Raw genomic sequence first — 19,046 nt, 5'->3', positions numbered from 1 at the left:
CGCTCGTCGGTCTGCACGTCGGTCTGTACGTCGGTCTGCTCGTCGGTCCGCATGTCGGTCCGCACGTCGGCCCGGGGACGAGAAACGCCCACGGGTCGTCGCCCCATGACGCCGGTGCTGCTCGTGGTCACCTCCCGCGGGCACCCGTCGTCTCCCGGCCCACGGCCGGGGTCCGGATCGGACCGCAGCCGTGAAGCCGGTGCCGGCCCTCCGTCCGCAGTGCGGGCGGGGGGCCGACGCGTGGCTCGGCCCGCCCCCGAAGCCCACTGCGTCCACAGGCCACAGACGGTGCGTTCTCGGTCAACGGACGACGTCCGGGCGCGCCTACCGTGGCGTCCGGTCACACCCGAACGGCGCCGGGGACACCGCCGGATGCATGGTGCCGTCTCCCGAACCCGGCATGGATCGGTATGAGCACGAAACCCTCACCCCCAGGCCGTCGCCCGGCGCCGGACTCCGCGTGGGCCCCCCTCGCCGGGCGCGTCTTCCGCGCGTTGTGGATCGCGCAACTGGTCTCCAACACCGGCAGCTGGATGCAGATGGTGGGAGCACAGTGGCTGCTGGTCGGGGAGAGTGCCGCACTGGTGACGCTCGTGCAGACGGCCTCGAGTCTGCCCGTCGTGCTGCTGGCCCTGCCCTCCGGAGTCCTGGCGGACCGTTACGACCGCCGTGGGGTGCTCCTGACCGCGCAGGGCGTCATGCTCGCCGTCTCCACCGTGCTCGCCGTACTGGCCTTCTCGGACGCGCTCACTCCGCCCCTGCTGCTCGGCCTCACCTTCCTGCTGGGCTGCGGAACCGCTCTGATGGGCCCCGCCTGGCAGGCGATCCAGCCGGAACTCGTGGAGCGCCGGCACCTGGGGGAGGCGGCTGCTCTCGGAGCCATGAACATGAACCTGGCGCGGGCCGTCGGCCCGGCCATCGGCGGGGCCGTGGTCGCGGCGGCGGGCACGGGCTGGGTCTTCGCCTTCAACGCGGTGTCCTACCTCGGCACAGCGGCGGTTCTCGCGTTCTGGCGGCGGCCCCCGACGCAGTCGCCTCCCGTTCAGCGCGAGCGGCTCCTGACGGCCCTGCACGCCGGCCGCCGCTACGTGTGGCACGCGCCCGGCGTCCGCCGGGTTCTGCTGCGGACAGTGCTGTTCATCCCCGGTGGGGCCGCGTTGTGGTCGCTGCTGCCTCTGGTCGCGAGCCGCTCACTGGGTCTGGGCTCGCAAGGGTACGGGGTGTTGCTCGGGGCGGTCGGCGTCGGCGCGGTGGGCGGAGCCTTCCTGCTCCCCGCCGCCCGCCGCTCCCTCGGCGCCAACGGCGTACTCGCCGCGGGCGCGGCCGTCTACGCCGTCGTGCTGGTGGTCCTGGCCACGGTGCGGATCCCGTGGCTCGCGGTGGTCGTCCTGCTGCCGGCGGGTCTGGCCTGGATCGGCGTGCTGTCGACCCTCAACGCCGCCCTCCAGACGAGGCTGCCGGGCTGGGTGAGGGCCCGGGGACTGGCCGTCTACCTCCTGCTCTTCCAGGGCGGGCAGGCACTGGCGGCACCGGTGTGGGGTGCGCTGGCCGACGGTCCTGGGCTCACCTTCGCCCTCCTGGCAGGCAGCGGGGTGCTGCTGGCCGGCGCGGTGAGCGTGCGCCGGTGGCCGCTGCACGGCATGGAGGGCATCGACCCCAGCCCGTCCGATCACTGGCCCGTTCCGCCCCTGGTGTTCGTGCCCGGCCCGGCGGACGGCCCCGTGCTGGTCTCCGCCGAGTACCGGGTCGCCGCCGGGAACAGGGCCGCCTTCACGGAGTGCATGGAGCAGGTGGCCCGTTCACGCCGGCGGACGGGAGCCCTCACCTGGGGGCTCTACCAGGACGGCAACGATGCGGAGAGGTTCGTCGAGCACTACCTGGTCGCCTCGTGGTCGGAGCATCTCGCCCAGCACCACGGCAGGCTCACGGCGACCGACCGGCGCCACGAGGAGCGCGCCCGCCGCCTGCTCGTGGAGGGCACGGCCCCGGTGGTGACCCACGCCTTCGACGCCGCCGCGGGTCCGGCGGTGCCCGGCAGGCAGGCGACGGCGGTCGCGGAGCAGACGCCGGCCCGCTGAACCGGCCCTGTGGTGCGCGCACGCGCGCTCCGGACCGCGGTCGGCGGGGTCGCCCCTGCCGGACGGGCACCCACGCGTTCCGGGCCGCGCGAGTGGACCCAGGCGTGCCTCGCACATCGGGGCCGGCGAGTGAGGGCACCCGGACTGCCGGTGCACCACAGGTGGCCTGTCCGTGTTTCCGGAGCGAGAGCCCGGTGCGAGGCGAGTGGCCTGCGGGGGCCCGTCCTCCTCCCGGCACGTGCGGACAACGAGCGGTGCGCGGAGGGTCAACGGGCGGTGAGACGTCCGTCCTAGCGTGAGGCAACGCATGTCACGCGTGCCGCGGATGCTTCGGCGCCGATGCCGAGAAGCCGAGCCCTGCCGCTTCGGCCCGCCCCGAACGAGGGGACCGCGGTCACGCGTGAACCAGTCACTTCCACCGAAGGAACGAAACCTTGCCGTACATCACCGTGGGTCAGGAAAACTCCACCGCCATCGACCTCTACTACGAGGACCACGGAACCGGGCAGCCGATCGTCCTGATCCACGGCTTCCCGCTCGACGGCCACTCCTGGGAGCGGCAGAGCGCCGTACTGCTCGAGGCGGGCTACCGCGTCATCACCTACGACCGCCGGGGATTCGGACAGTCCAGCCAGCCGACGGCCGGCTACGACTACGACACCTTCGCGGCGGACCTGAACTCCGTGATGGAGACACTCGACCTCAACGACGCCGTCCTGGTCGGGTTCTCGATGGGCACCGGTGAGGTCGCTCGCTACGTTTCCGCCTACGGCTCCGCCCGGGTGGCCAAGGTCGCCTTCCTCGCCTCGCTCGAGCCCTGCCTGCTCAAGAGCGACGACAACCCGGACGGCGTCGCGCCGAAGGAGTTCTTCGACGGGGTCGTCGCCGCGGTCAAGGCGGACCGCTATGCCTACTACACCGCGTTCTTCGAGGACTTCTACAACCTCGACGAGAACCTCGGCGGCAGAATCAGTGCGGAAGCGGTCCGCAACAGCTGGGACGTCGCAGCTGGCGGCGGCTTCTTCGCCGCCGCAGCCGCGCCGGCGACCTGGTACACCGACTTCCGGCCCGACATCCGGGCCATCGACGTGCCGGCTCTGATCCTGCACGGCACGGCGGACCGCATCCTGCCCGCCGAGGGCACGGCGCGGCCGTTCCACAAGGCACTCCCGTCCGCCGACTACGTGGAGATCGAGGGTGCCCCGCACGGCCTGCTGTGGACCCACGCCGAGGAGGTCAACGCGGCACTCCTCGCCTTCCTGGAGAAGTGACCCCGTAAGGACGGGTGACGACGGGGAGACGCACCGCGCGGGTCGGCGCCCGTGACGCTCATGGATCCCCCGGGATCCCGCAGGGGCCCGGGCGGGACGCGGGCGCCGGGGCCGTCCTTCGGTGAAAGAGACAGCACTGCGGCCGGACCGAGCGGTCCGGCCGCAGTGTCACGGACCAGGCGGACGCCATGGTCGCGCGCACCGTGGAGACCTTCGGCCGCCTGGACATGGCCTTCAACAACGCCGGCAGCTCTGCATGGGCGGTGTGCCGGCAGGCACGGAGCAGCCGAAAGGCGAGCAGACGGCCTACCGGGTTGGCGCGGACGGGCTCACTGGGGGGGCGTGAAGCCGCCGTCAACGGGGAGGGCGACGCCGATCACGAAGGCGGCGCCCGAGCCGGACGCCCGAGCCGGACGCCCGAGCCGGACGCCCGAGCCGGACGCCCGAGCCGGACGCCCGAGCCGGACGCCCGAGCCGGACGCCCGAGCCGGAGGCGTGACCGGGGTTTCGTTCAGGTCCGCCGAAGTGCCGAGGTACGTCCGCCGAAGCGGTGCGGAGCAGCCTACGAGTGTGGGCGTCCTCCGCGGCCCGCTCCGGCGGACGTGGGCCGGGCGCGGACGCGCTTCCCGTCAGCCCGTCGCGCGCACGGCGTCGAGGATCAGCTGGGCGACGGCCTTCGGCCGGGAGACCGCGACGGCGTGCGAGGCGCCGTCGGCCTCGACCACGGTCGCCCCGGCCCGCTCGGCTCCGAAGCGCTCGACGTCCGGGTTGATGGCCTGGTCCGCACCGGCCACCAGAGCCCAGGACGGCTTGGTCTTCCACGCGGCTGCCGCGGCCGTCTCGGTGAAGGCGCCGGCCGCCAGAGGGCGCTGTGCCACGGCGAGAACCTTGGTGACGGACTCGGCGACGTCCGCGGCGAAGATCTCGGGGAAGGCCTCGGCCTTGATGGTGACCTCGACCGCGGGCTCCGCACCCGGTACCGGATATGTCGATTCATCGAGATTGCTGACCAGCGGCGAGAGCGGGAAGCGGCCCTGCAACTCGCCCAGGCTCTCACCCTCTTCGAGTACGTAGGCCGCCACGTAGACGAGGCCGACCACGTTCTCCGCCGTACCCGCCACGGTGATCAGCGCACCGCCGTAGGAGTGCCCCACCAGTACGACGGGGCCATCGATCCGGGAGACGGCCGAGGCGATGTAGGCGGAGTCGGCGGCCAGTCCCCGCAGCGGGTTCGGCGGTGCCACCACGGCGACGCCGTGGTCCTGCAACTCGGCGACGACTCCGGCCCAACTGCCGGCGTCGGCGAAGGCGCCGTGGACGAGGACGACCGTCGGGGGCTGCTGAGTGGTCATGTCTGTTCTTCTCCTCGGTGGAACCGGAGTGGGGTCGGTCGGGGTCAGCGGGCGGCGAGAGCGGTGCGGAGCGTGCTGACGGCCAGGTCGATGGCTGCCTGGGCCCCATGGGTCTCACGCAGGGCGTCGAGCATCACGAAGTCGTGGATGACGCCCTGGAAGCGCACGGCGGTGACCGGGACGCCTGCCGTGCGCAACTTGGCCGCGTAGGCCTCGCCCTCGTCGCGCAGTACGTCGGCCTCGCCGGTGATGACGAGAGCCGGGGGCAGACCGGTGAGCTGCTCGGTGGTGGCGCGCAGCGGCGAGGCCGTGATCTGCGCCCGCTCGCTCTCGTCGGTCGTGTACTGGTCCCAGAACCACTGCATGCCGTCGCGGCGCAGGAAGTATCCGGTGGCGAACTGGTGGTAGGAGCCCGTGTCGAAGGAGGCGTCGGTGACCGGGTAGAACAGCACCTGCTGGACCAGCGGGACATCTCCCCGCTCCTTGGCCATCAGGGTCAGCGCGGCGCTCATGTTGCCGCCCACCGAGTCGCCGGCCACGGCCAGCCGGCCGCCGTCCAGCTCCTTGGACGCGCCCTGCGTCACGATCCACCGGGCGACCGCGTAGTTCTGTTCGATGGCCACCGGGTAACGGACCTCGGGGGAGAGGTCGTACTCCGGGAACACCACCGCGGCGCCCGTACCGACGGCGAGCTCGCGCACCAGCCGGTCATGGGTGTGCGCGTTGCCGAACACCCAGCCCGCACCGTGGATGTAGAGGATCACCGGCAGCGGGCCCTCGGCGCCGGCCGGCCGTACGATCCGCGTCCGGACACTGCCCGTGGGGCCGCCCGTGACGGTGATCCACTCCTCGTCCACCGCCGGCTTCTCGATCTGCCCGGACTGGACTTCGTCGACGGCCTTGCGCCCCTCCGCGGGTGCCAGGTCGAAGAGGTACGGCGGGTTCGCGGTCGCTTCCGCGAACGCCGCCGCCGCGGGTTCGAGTACGGGCACGACGGGTTCCACGGCGTGGGACATTTTGCATCTCCTGGAGGTGTACCGAAGAGGGGGTACCGAAAAGGGGTACCGAAAGGGGTGCTTTCGAGGGATGGCCCGCCACCGGAGAGTGCGGTGGCGGTGCGCGACGGCAGCCGCCCGATCCCTGCCCCCCACGCTAGGGCCGCCCGAACCGGGCGAATTGTTCGCCGGTGCACTGGTTCTGTACCGGCAGTGCACGGACGTGACGCCCGACCGGACCCGGTGTCGTGCACGGCACAGAAGGACAGCACGGTGGGAACCGTTCTTGTGCACGGAGAGAAAGGAACTCGACGCGAGGCCGCCTACCGTGGGCGACATCGCGATCGGACGCGCGAGGGGACCTGACGTGCCGCCGGCACGGGACGGACGTGAGGGATGAGTGACGGCTCAGGTGCTACGGAGCCCGTCGAGCTGTTCGCGTGCTTCGGCGACGGCCCGCGGGTCGGCGTCGGCGCCCAGCGCCGCCACACGGGAAAAGACGTCCTGGGCTTCGGCCGGCCGTCCGGCATCGAGCAGTACGCGGCCCAGATCGACCAGCCGACGGCTCTCCAGCGAGGTGTTGCCCGTGTCGTGACACACCCCCAGGGCCGTCCACAGCTGACTGACAGCCTCGTCCCACTGCTGAAGCTGGGCGTACGCCCAACCCATGTTGGAGTGCAGTTCGAGGCGGGTGATGTCGGCGATGTGCGGCTCGACGCGATCGCCGTTCGCCTCCAGGAAGGCGTAGGTGCGCCGGTAGGAGGCCAGCGCCTCCTCCGGCCGTCCCTGTGCGGTCAGGATCAGGGCATCGTTGTGCATGCACTGGAGGCTGCCGTGCACATCTCCGGCGGCGTCGAAGAGCTCGGCGGCCCGGCGGAGGTCCTTCCTGGACCTCGCGTGGTCGCCCATCTTGCGGAGAGCCCAGGAGCGGTACTGGTGTGCCCATGCCTGCTGCATCGGGTCGTCCGCCCGGCGCGCGGCGGTGAGCGCCTGGTCCGCGCGTGCCACGGCGTCCTGGAAGCGGCCCTCGCACACCAGCAGCGCCCAGGCGTGGTAGTTGAGCTGGGTCGCTTCGAGCAGGGGGTCTCCGAGGGCCTGTGCGCTCGCGGCAGCCGTGGCGAAGACCTCCGGCCAGTGCACCCAGGAGATCCACTGGTCGGAGAACCAGTGCAGCGCCTCGGCCACCTCCACCACGGACGCGTGCTCGCCGCTCACCGCCGCCGTGCGCACCGCGGCGAGCCAGCTGGCACCCTCGGCCTTCAGCCACCGCAGGGCCAGGTCTGCCGACGACAGGTCGACCGTGCCGTGCCAGCCGGCCGGGGGAGCCCCGTGGCCGGGTTCGAACCACCGGCCCGCCACGACCGTGGTCCGCAGCAGCCAGTCGTCCAGCGCCGCCGCCGCCCGGCCCGCGTCCTCGGCGCTCTCGTCGGCCGTCAGCCGGGTACGCGCGAACAGGCGCACCAGGTCGTGCAGCCGGTACCGCTCCCCGTCCGAGCTCAGCAGCCCTGCCTCTACCAGTTCCTCCAGGGTGTCCTCGGCGTCGAACAGCTCCTGTCCGGTCAACTGCGCGGCGCCGGCCGCTCCGGCGTCCGGACCCGGGATCAGCGCGAGCCTCCGGAACAGTCGGGCGGCGGCGGGCGTGAGCTGTCGGTAGGAGAGGTCGAAGGCGGCGGAGACCCGGAGGTCTCCGGCGGCCAGCGCGTCCAGTCGCCGGTCCTCCAGCGCGAGGCGGTCGGCGAGTCTGCGCACCGACCAGCCGGTGCGGGTGGCCAGCCAGTTGCCGGCCACCCGCAGGGCCAGTGGCAGGTGTCCGCACAGCCGGGCGACGTCGGCGAGCGCGGCGGGGTCCGCCGCCGCCCGTTCCGCTCCGATCAGCCCCGCCAGGAAGTCCGCGGCCTCCGGCGGTGTCAGTTCGCCGAGCGGCAGCCGGTCCACGCTCTCCAGCCCCGAGAGCATGCGCCGGCTGGTGACCATCACCATTCCCGCTCCGGTGCCGGGCAGCAACGGGCGGACCTGCCCCTCGTCCCGGGCGTTGTCCAGAACGAGCAGGCAACGCCGCTCGGCCAGCAGCCGCCGGTACAGCCCCGGGTGCCCCTGCGGCCCGGCCTTCGCCAGCTCGCGGTCCGACACGTGGAGAGCCTTGAGCACCGTGAGCATCAGTTCGGCTGGGCCCGGCGGGTCGTCGTCCATGCCGCGCAGGTCCACGACCAACTGCCCGTCCGGGAAGCGGCCGGCCAGTTCGCGTGCCGCGTGCAGTGCGAGTGTGGTCTTCCCCGTACCCGGCGGGCCCGAGAGCGCCACGGTCACGGGCGGGGCGGACAGAGTGCCCGCCTCGTCGCCGTTCCGGACACTCCGGGCGGCGGCGGCTTCGGCGAGCCCGGTGAGTGACGTCAATTCGCCGGCCCGGCCCACGAAGTCGTCGATCCCGCGTGGAAAGGCACGTACCCCGGCCGGGCTGTACCCCGTACTCCGGCCGGCGCGGGCGGCCGTCAGCAGCCGTTCGCGGTCTTCCTCGCCCAGTCCCAGCCCGTCCGCGAGCGCTGCCACGGTCCGCCTCTGCGGGGCGGCCCGTCGCCCGCGCTCGAGGTCCCCGATGCCCCGGACGCTGACCCCCGACGCCTCGGCGAGCGCTTCCAGGGTCAGCGAGGCGGCAACCCTCATCTCGCGCAGCGCCGCTCCGAAAGCTCCATGATCACCGGTCACTACGGGTTCCTTCTCCCACCAGGCCCTGCCGTCGGCCCGGCGAACGGTCACCAGATTTTACCAGCGTGACTTCGCAGGCCACGGGCGTCCGGCCCCCGTAGGCCGCCCGGGGAGCCCACCCGCGGCCTCGGCGCTCGAGCCGACTCGTCCGGGGCCGGCCGGCAACAATCCCGGGACGCTGTGGCCGTGTCCTCGTCCTGAACCCGTCGAGGACGAGGACGGCGCCCGTCGAGACCACGAGGCAGTGGAGTTTTCGCCGCTTGTCCTCGATTGCGGTGTTTCCGGGCCAGGTGCGGGCGAGGCCGCGAGTCAGGGCCGAGCCGAGCGCGGCGGCAGGGCCGTCACCCGGTGCCGACGCGCAGTGCGGGGCCGGGCGCGGCGGCAGCGGAACGGGCCGGAACGGCGAGTGCCGTTCCGGCCCGTTCCGTCTGCGTCGGGCTTTCTCGAATGGTTGCTCAGTGGTCGGAATAGCTGAAGTCGCCCACGGTCCAGGCGCTGACGTCCTCGATCGCGACCCGGTACATTCCGCCGGTCTCCGGGATGCCCACCGTGCCCTGCAGGATGCGGGCCACGTGGAAGTGCAGGTGTGTGGGTGGTGCGTCCTCCTCCGTGGGGGCGGCGAAGACGGTGGAGAACTCTCGCAAGTGGTCCGAGTCCGTCAGTACGTCCGACACCCTCAGCCTCCATACGGCTTCGGGAGCCAGGCGACCGGTGATGACAGCGCCACCGGTGACCACGGTCAAGGACATCTGATTGCTCTGCCCGGATTCCACCAGTGCGGCGATCTCGACGAGCAGCTCGTCAGGCTTCGACATGACGCAGATTCTATTCATCGACCGTTCGGCTGGTTCAACGGTGGTGCTTCAGGGCCGAACCGGCGTGCGCTCGCGCCCCTGCGGACCGCGCCCGACCGGTCGTGTGCCGGTGCGGTCCCCGGCGCAGCCGTGCAGGTCAGGGGCGTGTGCCAAGGCCGTACACAGTCCGAGCCGGGCGCAGGCCCTCGCGGGGAGGGGTGATCCCTGAGCTTCCGTAGACGGCCGTGGCCAACTATGTCCCCTTCGGCCGATCGGAAATCTACGTCGCCGAGAGTAGACTTTGGGTAGTGGTGCAGCTATGGTTTCTCTCGTAGCCCAGAGAGACAGAAGGGCTCGGCAGAGACGAACTGCCGGGCAGCAGGTGCAGTACGCAGGACGGTGCGGTGGTGGAGTTCCGGAGCCATGGAAGTCGCAGGACGGTGACGGGACTGACGACCGGACCGGGGGGCCCGCAGTGTCAGGGGCCGCCATGAGCAGTACCAGAGGCAGTACCCGAAAGTGCAGTTCGCAGTAGTGCGGTTCGCAGTACTCAGCAGTGAAGCAGGTGCAGTACCTCGGTGAAGGCGTCGGCTGCGGGCGCACGCACCGGGAGGTCGGACAGCAGGAGAGTGATCTCAGGTAAGTGAGTGATCTCCGAGGAAAGAACGGAGGAGCAAGGCGCCATCAGGATCGCCCGGGAGGAACTACAGGACCCGGGTACCGCAGGACATCGACAGTGAGGTGGTCTCCGGTCAAGCAACCGCGATCCCCGCGCCCCCGACAGCATGTTGGTCGGGCCCGCGGAAACAGAGGGCCGGCGCAGCAAGACGCCCGGCAGATGGTGTAGCAGTTCCTTCGGGGCCCTGGTGCCGTACGGCACCAGGGCCCCTCGACGCGGTTCCGCAGAGAGGTGCGATGACAGCAGAGGACTTGTACGGTCGTCTGGACGACGACGACTACCCCGCCTACACCATGGGCAGGGCCGCCGAGATGCTCGGCACCACCCAGGGCTTCCTCCGCGCCGTGGGCGAGGCCCGTCTGATCACGCCGCTCCGCTCGGCGGGCGGCCACCGCCGTTACTCCCGCTACCAGTTGCGCATCGCTGCCCGCGCCCGGGAACTCGTCGACCAGGGGACCCCGGTCGAGGCCGCCTGTCGCATCGTCATCCTCGAGGACCAGCTCGAGGAGGCCCGGCGCGTCAATGCCGAACACGACCGCACCGCCCAAGCGGCCGGCCCTCCGGACGGAGCCTGAAGCGGCTGCACCCGATGGGTGGCGGCGGGTCCGTCGGCGGTCCGTCGCCACGGGCCGCGTGTACTCCGGGCAGCGGGCTCGGGGCGTTCCGGGCCGGGCGTAGCGCACGACGGGCCGCCGATCGCGATGTCGCCACGCCCAGGGCCCCGGGCGGCGGTACCGGGGCCCGGCGCGTTCACAGCATGTCGAGCTGGACGTCCAGTTCCGGGTGGCGCGTGACGGTGGGGTGGTCGATGATCCTGCCCCGAGCGACGACCATGACCGGGTCGATGAAGGCGCGGAAACCGTCGAGCGGGTTGGCGTCGAGGACGACGAGGTCGGCCGCCTTGCCCACCTCGACGGAGCCCGTGACGGCGTCCAGGCCGAGGATCGCCGCGTTGGTCCGGGTCGCGGAGGCGAGGGCCTCGGCGCGGGTGAGCCCGCCGTGACGGACGAGCAGGTCCAGCTCGCGCCAGGTGTTGTAGTGCGTGACGAAGGTGAGCGACGAGTCGGTGCCCACGCCGATCGTGATGCCGTTCTCCCGTGCGTCCTGGATGCCCTGCAGCGTCTCGTCCAGGACCATCTCCGCGTTGGCCTTGACGATGCGGTCGGTGCCCGTCGTGCGCCGGTCGAGCCTGGCCAGCGGCAGGCAGGCCTGGAGGGTGGGGACGAGGGCCGACGAACCCGCCAGCGACCGGGGGTTGTCGTGGAAGAGGTCGATGATCTCCGGGGTCATGCCGGCCCCGTGCTCGATCGTGTCGACACCGGCGCGCAACGCGGCGAGGATGCCGGCTGCGCCCTGGGCGTGCGCCGCGACACGGATGCCCGCGTTGTGCGCCTCCTCGCAGATCGCGGTCATCTCCTCCTCGGTCATCTCCTGACGCCCGGCGTGACCGACCGCCCGGGCGTCCGTGACACCGGCCGTCGCCGCGATCTTGATGGCCTTGACGCCGCGTCGCAGGTTGATGCGCGTGTTGCGGCGGGCCTCCCAGGGCGAGTCGCTGATGAGCGCGATCTGCGGTGCGCCGTGCCCGCCGGTCACCGCGAGGAGCGGCCCGGACGCGAGCACCCTCGGACCGGGGTACTTCCCGCTGTCGATCTCCGCCGCGACCTCGACCACCTCGTAGGCGACGTCGCCCAAGCTCCGCAGCGTCGTCACACCGGAGTGCAGCTGGGTGCGCACGTTGGTCCTGGCGCGCTTCTTGAAGACCAGCCTGCCGATCGGGCTCCTGCCCACTGCGGCGACCAGTCCGCTGGTCTTCTCTTTCACCAGGTACGGGGGCAGCGGCAGCCCGTCGGAGAACAGATGGGCGTGCGCGTTGATCAGCCCCGGTACGACGAAGTGCCCTGTCACGTCCAGGTTCCGGTAGCGCGCGGGGACGTCGGTGGTGCCGGCCGGCCCGACGGCCTCGACGCGCCCGTCACGACCGACGACGACCGTACGTCCGGGGAGCACGGTCCCTTCCTTGTCACCTTCGACGAGCGTGGCACCGGTCAGCGCGAAAGGCTTGGGCACGGTCACACTCCTGGGCTGTGGGAACGTCTTCGCACGCTACCCGAGGGTGCCTCGGCGGGCGCGCGGAGACGAAGGCCGGCGCGGCCGTGTCCTGCCCGGCTCCGTGCTGTCGCGGATCGGCGCTGTGACGTTTCGAGCCGTGCGATCGCTTGGCTGGAGAGGGGGTCGATCGGGCCCCTCGCCGGGTGATCCAGGAGGAGCCCGGCCGGGCGTGGGACGTGGGGGCACGGTGGGGGCGAACGGGAACACGGGGCGGCGGCTGTCGGCCGGTCAGATGCGGCCGGGGGTCGCGGAATTCGTACGGAGGGTCACCGCGCGGAACCGGTTGCCCCTGGACTATTCGGTGGCGAGCCTTCGTGTGGTGGACCGCATCACCGACGGCCTGCGTGCGGACGGGCCCGGGCGGGAGACCGTGGCGCGCGAACTGTTCTGGCTCGGGGCCTACGCGGGCGAGGTGTTCGTCCGCCGAGCAGGTGCCGAGTGGGTGGATCTCGACCGGGGACAACAGGAGCTGTTCGGGCAGCCGGTGGGGATCCGGATGCCCGACGGGCGGGTGTGGAACCCGCTCGGGAAGGTGGCCAACCGATTCGCCGTCGGACCGGAGGAGTCCGTGCGGCAGATGTACTTCCTGCTGCACGGGCGCGCGCCGGTGAAGGTGCGATGACCCCGTCCCCGCGCGCGGAGGAGCGGTGGAGCCTCTCCGCGCGCGGTGGAGCTGTGGAGCGGCGGTCCGTCCGCTGTGACGTTTCTGTGCGTCGCAGCGCAGAGGGGACGGGGGGCAGGCGCGGACGACCGAAGAGGCATGTGTGGTCAGGGGTGGGGACGAGCGACGGGTGCCGGCGGGCGACCCGGAGCTCGGCAGGGCTGTGTCGCTCGCCCAGCAGGGGGACGAGGGCGCGTTCGAGACGGCGTACCGGATCGTCCATCCCGGACTTCTCGGTTATCTGCGGGGGCTGGTGGGGGCCGACGCGGAGGACGTCGCCTCGGACGCCTGGCTGCAGATCGCCCGGGACCTGCGAAGGTTTCGGGGCGACGGGGCGGGCTTTCGCGGCTGGACGGCGACGATCGCACGCCACAGGGCGCTCGATCACCTGCGGAAACAGAAGCGCAGCCCCCGCACCTCGTTACTCGAGGAGACGGCGCTGGACCTGCCCGGACGGGCCGACACGGTGGAGGCCGCGCTGGAGTCGCTGTCGACGCGGTGGGCGCTCGCGCAGATCGCCGCGCTGCCACCGGACCAGGCGGAGGCGGTGCTGTTGCGGGTGGTGGTGGGACTGGACGGCCCCGCCGCGGCGCGGGTGCTCGGCAAGCGGCCGGGCGCCGTGCGGACGGCCGCCCACCGAGGGCTGAGACGGCTGTCCGAGCGGCTGACCGCCGCCGGCAGGGCGCGGGACGCGACAGGGACAGCGCGGCGCACATCGAAGGACGAGGTATGAGGCGCAAGGTGCACGTGACGGACGCGGCGTTCACCACGCCCGAGATGGGGCGGTTCGCCGATGCCGTCCGCGGCGGTGCCGAGCCCGAGGGCGTGGACCGGGCGCTCACGGCGTTCCGCGAGGCGCTCGGCGCCACGGACGGGAGCGGTCCGCGGCGTCCCCGCCCGCGCGACGACTGGCGTCCGGTACGCGACCGGCGCTGGGCCCGTGTCCCGCTGAGGGCGGCGCTCGGTGCGGCCGTCGCGGGCGTGACGCTCGGGGGAGTGGCGCTGGCGGCCGGTACCGGGATGCTCCCCGGGCCGGCCGGCACCGACGGTCCCGAACGGAGGCCGACGCGGCCGCCCGGCGTGGACGCCCCGCGAACCCCCTCCGCGACCCGCCCGGACGGGGCGCCCGGGAGCACGGGCCCCGGACCTTCCTCCCCTGTGCCCCCGGAACCCGGGACGCGCGACGCACCGGCCCCTGACCAGGTGGCGCTGTGCCGTGCACGGGGCAAGGGGAACGGCCCGAACCAGGGGGCCGCCTTCCGGCGACTGGTGGAGGCGGCAGGAGGGGCGAGCGCCGTCGACGCCTACTGCGCGACGGTGGATGCCCCGGCGCCCACCGGGCCGCCTTCAGCGGCGCCCGGCCGGTCGAAGGAGCAGCAGGCGGCTCCCCCGGCGAGAGGCCGGAGCGGGAAGACCGCCGGCGTCGGCAAGGGGCGCTGACCGGGTCGGCCGGGCGGAGACCGGCGCTACACGTACCCGCCGGGCCCCGTGGCGGCCACGCGCCGCCGGGCCCGCAGGCCCACCAGCGTGCAGATGCCGCCGCCGACGAGGAGGAGTACGCCCAGGATCACGGCGAGTCCGAGCGTCGCCGGGGCGCTGCTGTCCGCTGCACGGCCCTGAACCGCGGTGGTGGGCACGGTGCCTGAGTCCTCGGACAGGAAGTACCGCGAGTCGTTGGAGTTCCCCCGGTTGTCCCCCAGCAGGAACATGCGCCCTGGAGGCACCACCACGTCGACCTCGGGGCTCACCGGTTCGAACTGCGACGGCTTCAGGTACGGCTCGTCGACCGGACGGTCGTTGACGGTCAGGACGCCGTCCGCGAGGACGACGTGATCGCCACCCAGTCCGACGACGCGCTGCAGCACCGCCAGTCCGCCGTACCGGTTCGGGAGCGCGTAGAGGACGACGTCGCCCCGCCGGACCGCGCTTCCGCCGATCCTCTCCACGGGGACCCGTGTCCCTTCGCGATAGGTGGGGTCCATCGCCCCACGGGCGGTCACCGAGGTGTACGAGGTCCGGAGGGACCAGACAGCTCCCGCGACCGTGACGAGCCCGAGTACCAGAAGGGCCGTTCCCACTATCAGTACAACGCGCCCGGCGGACGAGCGCCGTTGCTCCTGCATCGCATTTCCTTCGCTTGCCCGTATGCCGTGGGCCGGACCCCTGGGCGGGGCTTCGGGGTGAGGACCGCGCATGCCGATGGGCAGCGCGCGGACAGGTGTCCGGCCGGCTCAGCGCTCTGCTGCCGCCGCTCCCGGAGCGGGCGGCGGGTGAACCGGCTGGTTTATACCCCACGCCGGGCTTCGTGCGAAAACCTGCGGACAATTCGCTCGGCCCGGCTGCCGCACGACGGTGACCTGCGGAACCTCGGGTCACACGCAGCGCGTCGACGTCGAGCCGCGCGGCGCTCCCGCGCCTCGCACGCGGCCTCGCCGACGGCTCTCTGCCGGGCCGACGTCGTGAGCCGCTGTGACCCCGACACGCTGCGGCAGCTGCGGTGGGCGAACGGCAAACTGAAGGAGTCGTCCACCCAGATCCTCGTCAGCTGAGGGCGGGGACCGGCCGGGTGGAGGTGAGCGGGCCCCACCCCCGGCCCACGCATTCCTCCGTACGGCCCACACCCGGTAGTCCCGGCAGCCGCGGCAGGCGAGAGTGGCGCTCGCCGTACGTGCCGGTCACGGCCCCGGCCTCCGCACGACGTCTGCGAGGGAGATCGCGATGTCCGCCGCCTTCTCCTCCGTCACCCCCTGACCCGGCGACCGGAGGCCGCGCATGACCCATCCCGGCACCCTCATCCTCATCCTGGCGGCGGCCGTCCTGGCGCCGCTGCTCGTCCATGTCACAGGGCGCCGGGTCCGTGTCCCCCTGGTCATCTTCGAGATCGCCCTCGGCATCCTCATCGGCCCGCAGGTGCTGGGCTGGGCGCACCCCGACGACGTCGTGGACACGCTGGCCGACCTCGGGCTGTCCATGCTGATCTTCCTGGCGGGCTACGAGATCGAGTTCGCCGCTGTCCGGGGTGACACACTGCGCCGCTCACTGTGGGCCTGGCCGGTATCGCTCGTCCTCGGCATCGGGCTCGGCTTCCTGATCAGCGAGGGCGAAGTGTTCGAGGCCTTCGTCGTCGGCACCGCGCTGACCAGTACGGCGCTCGGCACGATCCTGCCGATGCTCAGGGACCGGGGGGAACTCGACGGCCGCTTCGGCACGGTCGTGTCGGCGTTCGGCGCGGTCGGGGAGTTCGGCCCCGTCGTGGCCATGGCGCTGCTGCTCAGCGGACGCAGGCCCGCCGAGTCGGCGGCCCTGCTGATCGCGTTCGGCGCGATCACCGCCGCTGCCGTCTTCTGGGCGCTCCGCCCGCGTCCGGCCTGGTTCGGTCAGTTGACCGAGCGGACCCTGCACAGCAGCGGGCAGTTCGCGGTCCGGTTCGTCATGCTGCTGCTGGCCTGCATGCTCGGCCTCGCCGAGGTCTTCGGCCTCGACGTGCTGCTGGGCGCGTTCGCCGCGGGCGTCCTGACCCGTCTCGTCCTGCACCGGACGGACCCGGCGAGCAGCGAAGAGGCACTGGGCAAGGTGGAGGCCATGGGGTTCGGCTTCCTCGTCCCGCTGTTCTACGTTGTCACCGGCATCGAGTTCGACCTCGACGCGCTGATCGACAACCCTGTGGCACTGCTGCTGATGCCGGTGTTCCTGCTGCTGTGCCTGCTCGTACGCGGCGGACCGGTGTACGTCCTCGCCCCGAAGGACCTGCACCGCACGGACCGGCTGGCGCTCGCTCTGTTCGCCTCGACGTGCCTGCCGCTCGTCGTCGCGATCACGACCATCGGCGTGGACCAGAAGATCCTCGGCACGGAGCTGGCCGCCGCGCTGGTCGGCGCGGCGATGATCTCCGTACTCGTCCTTCCCCTGCTCGCGACGCGGCTGCGTGCCACCCGTGCCGGAGCCGACCGGGACGGGTCCCGGCCCGGACCGGGGGAGGCGGAGGACGCGGAGGCGTGGTGAGCCACGGTCAGGCCCGGCCGGGCCCCGGTCCGAGGATCCGGTGGCGCGGGCAGTGCTACGCCCCCGAGCGCCCCGGCCGCCGGGCCCGGGGTCAGCGCGAGCGCTCCGCCAGGGTCAGCAGCAGGTGGGCGGACTCGGGGCGCAGGAAGTCGGAGTGCGCGCCTGCCGGGGAGAGGCGGGTGAGGCGGCTGCCCCGGTACACCCGGTCCGCGTTGACGTTGACGACCCGGTGGTCCAGGACCTCCTGGGGGTAGCGCGCCTGTGCGGTGAGCAGCCTGGTCGAGAACTGCGGAACGGGCGCGGGGCCCGCCCCCGAGTGACCGATGCCCGGCTCGCCCTCCGCCCGCAGGTGCCAGAAACCGGTGGCACGGTCCCAGCGCGAGTGGGTCAGGACCAGCGGTCCCCGGAGCGGGGCGCCCGGATGCCCGGCGGACGGGAAGAGCGTGGCGAACTGCCGGACGAAGGCGTCCCGTGGCGCCGCCATCTGGAAGATGAGCGCACTGTCCACGGTGAACGGCCGGCGGGAGTCGTACGGGGTGCTCCACGAGAGGACGGGAGGACGCTCGGCGGCGCGCTGCATCGCCTCGCACAGGAACCGGCCGCCGAACGAATGGCCCACCAGATGCAGGTACTGCCCGTTGCGGTTGGCGAGTACGGCGGAGGCGCGCGGATCGGTCCGTCCGGCGTCGAGGTAACCGAGCAGGTGCCCGATGACGTACGGGGCGTGGCCTGCGCCGTCGGCGCTCATGGCGTGGGCGCGGTCCCGGATCAGGCGGTAGCCGCCCAGGGTCGGACGGCTGGAGGACGGCCAGCGCACCACGACGCTCCAGGGCCGGTAGGCGTCCGCCAGCCCGGGGTAGAGGTCCGGACGGCCCGCCCAGAGGCCCACGGCCTGGGCGAGGAGCTTCGTCGCGTTGCGCGCGGCGGTCTCGGGAGGTGTTCGCCATCCGTGCACGTAGACGTGGATGTCCGTCGCCCACTCGGGGATCCGCAGCCGCCTGGCCAGGTGGGCGGCGACCTGGCCGACGGGCACGGCCGCGCCCTCCGGGGTCCGTAGCCGGCCTTGTTCGTCCAGGTCGACCACGACCGGTTCCGGGATCGCGCGCAGGAGCGCGTCGGCGGTCATGAGGCGAGGTCCAGCCGGCTGTGGAGGCCGCAGTGCAGCGAGTAGGTGAGAGCGAGCGGGTTGCGGAACTTCGCGGCGAAGGCCCTGACCAGGATCTGGCTGATCTCCCCCGCGGTGTGCCGCCCCGTCAGGTACATCTCCAGGAAGGAGTAGGCGTACTCCGACGCGAAGACCTGCGGTATCTCGATCTGCGGGCCGAGGACGCCGTCCGCGCCGAGGTCTATCAGCGCCGCGCCGAGATGGTCGACGTGCGTGCCGGTGGCGGCCTGGCCGGTGTGGCAGGCGTTGAGCAGGACGAACGGCTTGAAGCGCTGGGGCCTGCCCCGCAGGGGCCTGCGCCTGCGGCGCACCTTGGCGCTGTCGATCAGGTCCGCGTCGGACAGCTTGATGACCAGGCGCCGGTCGGGGGTGCCCTCGTCCATGAACGTCCCGTGGCACCAGAAGTACATCAGGTCCTCCGGCAGCACCTCGTTGTTGAGGGCGTCGAGCAGGTCCTCCGCCCGCGTACGGACGGTGAGACGGGAACGGCTGTCCAGGAGGTCCCGCACGTCCGACGCCCGTCCCACCCGCTCGAGGGTGGTGTCGGTGTTCAGGCTGGTGACCGCCCGGCGGCGCGGCCCCAGGGCCATCTGGTCCACCCACGAGTAGGCGGGACTGGCCTGTTCGACCTGGTGCCGGTGCCCGAGGAAGGCGTCCCACGGGTCCGCGCAGCGGGACGGGTCGACGGCCAGCATGGGCCAGGGAAGGGGGAGGTCCGAGTCGAAGCTGACGCGCAGGTTCTCCTCCTCGGCCAGGGTGTCCAGGAGGAACGTACGGAAGCTCCGCAGTCCGGGGTCGTTGCCGTCGAGCATGACGTCGAGTACGTCGAAGCCCTCCTCGGCGAGATTCTTCACCAGGGTCTCGACCAGTGCAGAGTGCCCCGTCAGATCGGTCTGTTCGGACAGCGGACGGCCCCCTATCCGCATCCCCGGTCCCGGCGTCTCGTCGATGTGGTCCACGACCAGCCGCTTCCATTCGAAACGCAGCGTGCCGGCCTTGCTGACCAGGGTCTGGGGCGTCGTCTCCAGGCGCGCGCCGCGCCACTGCTCCCGGGGCGGGAGCCACGACGCGAAGGCGGTGACGGTCAGGCCGTCGCGCTCGGCGTGGCGCAGCAGGACGCGGAGGTCACGGGGGGCCCCGGCAGCCGGGTCCCGCTCGCCGCGGGGCGGGGGGACCGTGTAACCGGACGACGGGTTGCGCACTATCTCGACGGTGAGTTCCTGTGCCATCCGGG

General features: G+C 72.4%; 15 protein-coding genes. 7 read left to right on the top strand and 8 right to left on the bottom strand.

Annotated features, from left to right (window positions below; translation table 11 throughout):
• The first annotated feature begins 410 nt into the window (after window positions 1-410).
• On the top strand, window positions 411-2,078 hold the full coding sequence (locus tag ACFYQ6_RS15440) for an MFS transporter (RefSeq protein ID WP_361575964.1): 1,668 nt from the start codon (window positions 411-413) through the stop codon (window positions 2,076-2,078).
• Between the two features lie 434 nt (window positions 2,079-2,512).
• The gene (locus ACFYQ6_RS15435; protein ID WP_388763290.1) at window positions 2,513-3,349 is read left to right on the top strand and encodes an alpha/beta fold hydrolase; all 837 of its coding nucleotides are present in this window, start codon (window positions 2,513-2,515) and stop codon (window positions 3,347-3,349) included.
• Window positions 3,350-3,978: 629 nt separating this feature from the next.
• On the opposite strand, the gene ACFYQ6_RS15430 is transcribed toward ACFYQ6_RS15435, so the two are convergent.
• The 4 genes from ACFYQ6_RS15430 to ACFYQ6_RS15415 all read right to left on the bottom strand — a co-directional run bounded on the left by ACFYQ6_RS15430 (window position 3,979) and on the right by ACFYQ6_RS15415 (window position 9,214).
• A complete protein-coding gene (locus tag ACFYQ6_RS15430) occupies window positions 3,979-4,701 on the bottom strand; it encodes an alpha/beta hydrolase (protein ID WP_361575970.1) in 723 nt (240 codons plus the stop codon).
• 44 nt (window positions 4,702-4,745) lie between these two features.
• A complete protein-coding gene (locus tag ACFYQ6_RS15425) occupies window positions 4,746-5,717 on the bottom strand; it encodes an alpha/beta hydrolase (RefSeq protein ID WP_388763288.1) in 972 nt (323 codons plus the stop codon).
• A 387-nt stretch (window positions 5,718-6,104) separates the two neighbouring features.
• Complete coding sequence (locus ACFYQ6_RS15420; RefSeq protein ID WP_388763287.1) at window positions 6,105-8,450, bottom strand: ATP-binding protein; 2,346 nt, start codon at window positions 8,448-8,450, stop codon at window positions 6,105-6,107.
• A 404-nt stretch (window positions 8,451-8,854) separates the two neighbouring features.
• A complete protein-coding gene (locus ACFYQ6_RS15415; protein ID WP_361575979.1) occupies window positions 8,855-9,214 on the bottom strand; it encodes a hypothetical protein in 360 nt (119 codons plus the stop codon).
• Window positions 9,215-10,108: 894 nt separating this feature from the next.
• Here ACFYQ6_RS15415 and ACFYQ6_RS15410 point away from each other — a divergent pair.
• Window positions 10,109-10,447: a MerR family transcriptional regulator gene (locus tag ACFYQ6_RS15410; RefSeq protein WP_388763285.1), complete on the top strand. Its 339-nt coding sequence runs from the start codon at window positions 10,109-10,111 to the stop codon at window positions 10,445-10,447.
• Window positions 10,448-10,622: 175 nt separating this feature from the next.
• Here the strand turns inward: ACFYQ6_RS15410 and ACFYQ6_RS15405 are convergent, their stop codons facing one another.
• On the bottom strand, window positions 10,623-11,942 hold the full coding sequence (locus tag ACFYQ6_RS15405) for an amidohydrolase family protein (RefSeq protein ID WP_388763283.1): 1,320 nt from the start codon (window positions 11,940-11,942) through the stop codon (window positions 10,623-10,625).
• Window positions 11,943-12,285: 343 nt separating this feature from the next.
• On the opposite strand from ACFYQ6_RS15405, the gene ACFYQ6_RS15400 reads away from it, so the two are divergent.
• The 3 genes from ACFYQ6_RS15400 to ACFYQ6_RS15390 all read left to right on the top strand — a co-directional run bounded on the left by ACFYQ6_RS15400 (window position 12,286) and on the right by ACFYQ6_RS15390 (window position 14,085).
• Entirely contained in the window at window positions 12,286-12,606 is a 321-nt protein-coding gene (locus ACFYQ6_RS15400; protein WP_388763281.1) for a hypothetical protein, read from the top strand.
• Between the two features lie 142 nt (window positions 12,607-12,748).
• Window positions 12,749-13,378, top strand: coding sequence for an RNA polymerase sigma factor (locus tag ACFYQ6_RS15395; protein WP_388763280.1), 630 nt, complete (start codon window positions 12,749-12,751; stop codon window positions 13,376-13,378).
• Window positions 13,375-14,085 (top strand): hypothetical protein, encoded by a 711-nt coding sequence (locus ACFYQ6_RS15390; RefSeq protein WP_388763278.1) that lies wholly within the window; start codon window positions 13,375-13,377, stop codon window positions 14,083-14,085. The genes ACFYQ6_RS15395 and ACFYQ6_RS15390 overlap by 4 nt, the downstream gene beginning before the upstream one ends.
• A 26-nt stretch (window positions 14,086-14,111) precedes the next feature.
• Here the strand turns inward: ACFYQ6_RS15390 and lepB are convergent, their stop codons facing one another.
• The gene (gene lepB, locus ACFYQ6_RS15385) at window positions 14,112-14,768 is read right to left on the bottom strand and encodes a signal peptidase I (RefSeq protein WP_361575994.1); all 657 of its coding nucleotides are present in this window, start codon (window positions 14,766-14,768) and stop codon (window positions 14,112-14,114) included.
• A 649-nt stretch (window positions 14,769-15,417) separates the two neighbouring features.
• Between lepB and ACFYQ6_RS15380 the strand changes: the two genes are divergently transcribed.
• Window positions 15,418-16,647, top strand: coding sequence for a cation:proton antiporter (locus tag ACFYQ6_RS15380; protein WP_388763276.1), 1,230 nt, complete (start codon window positions 15,418-15,420; stop codon window positions 16,645-16,647).
• 91 nt (window positions 16,648-16,738) lie between these two features.
• On the opposite strand, the gene ACFYQ6_RS15375 is transcribed toward ACFYQ6_RS15380, so the two are convergent.
• Window positions 16,739-17,773, bottom strand: a complete 1,035-nt coding sequence (locus ACFYQ6_RS15375; RefSeq protein WP_361576000.1) for a hypothetical protein — start codon at window positions 17,771-17,773, stop codon at window positions 16,739-16,741.
• Window positions 17,770-19,041, bottom strand: a complete 1,272-nt coding sequence (locus tag ACFYQ6_RS15370) for a CHAT domain-containing protein (RefSeq protein WP_388763273.1) — start codon at window positions 19,039-19,041, stop codon at window positions 17,770-17,772. Before ACFYQ6_RS15370 ends, ACFYQ6_RS15375 begins: the two co-directional genes overlap by 4 nt.
• Window positions 19,042-19,046: the final 5 nt, after the last annotated feature.

Source organism: Streptomyces sp. NPDC005494 (genome assembly GCF_042872025.1).
GTDB lineage: Bacteria > Actinomycetota > Actinomycetes > Streptomycetales > Streptomycetaceae > Streptomyces.
This window is presented reverse-complemented; position numbering and strand designations above follow the sequence as displayed.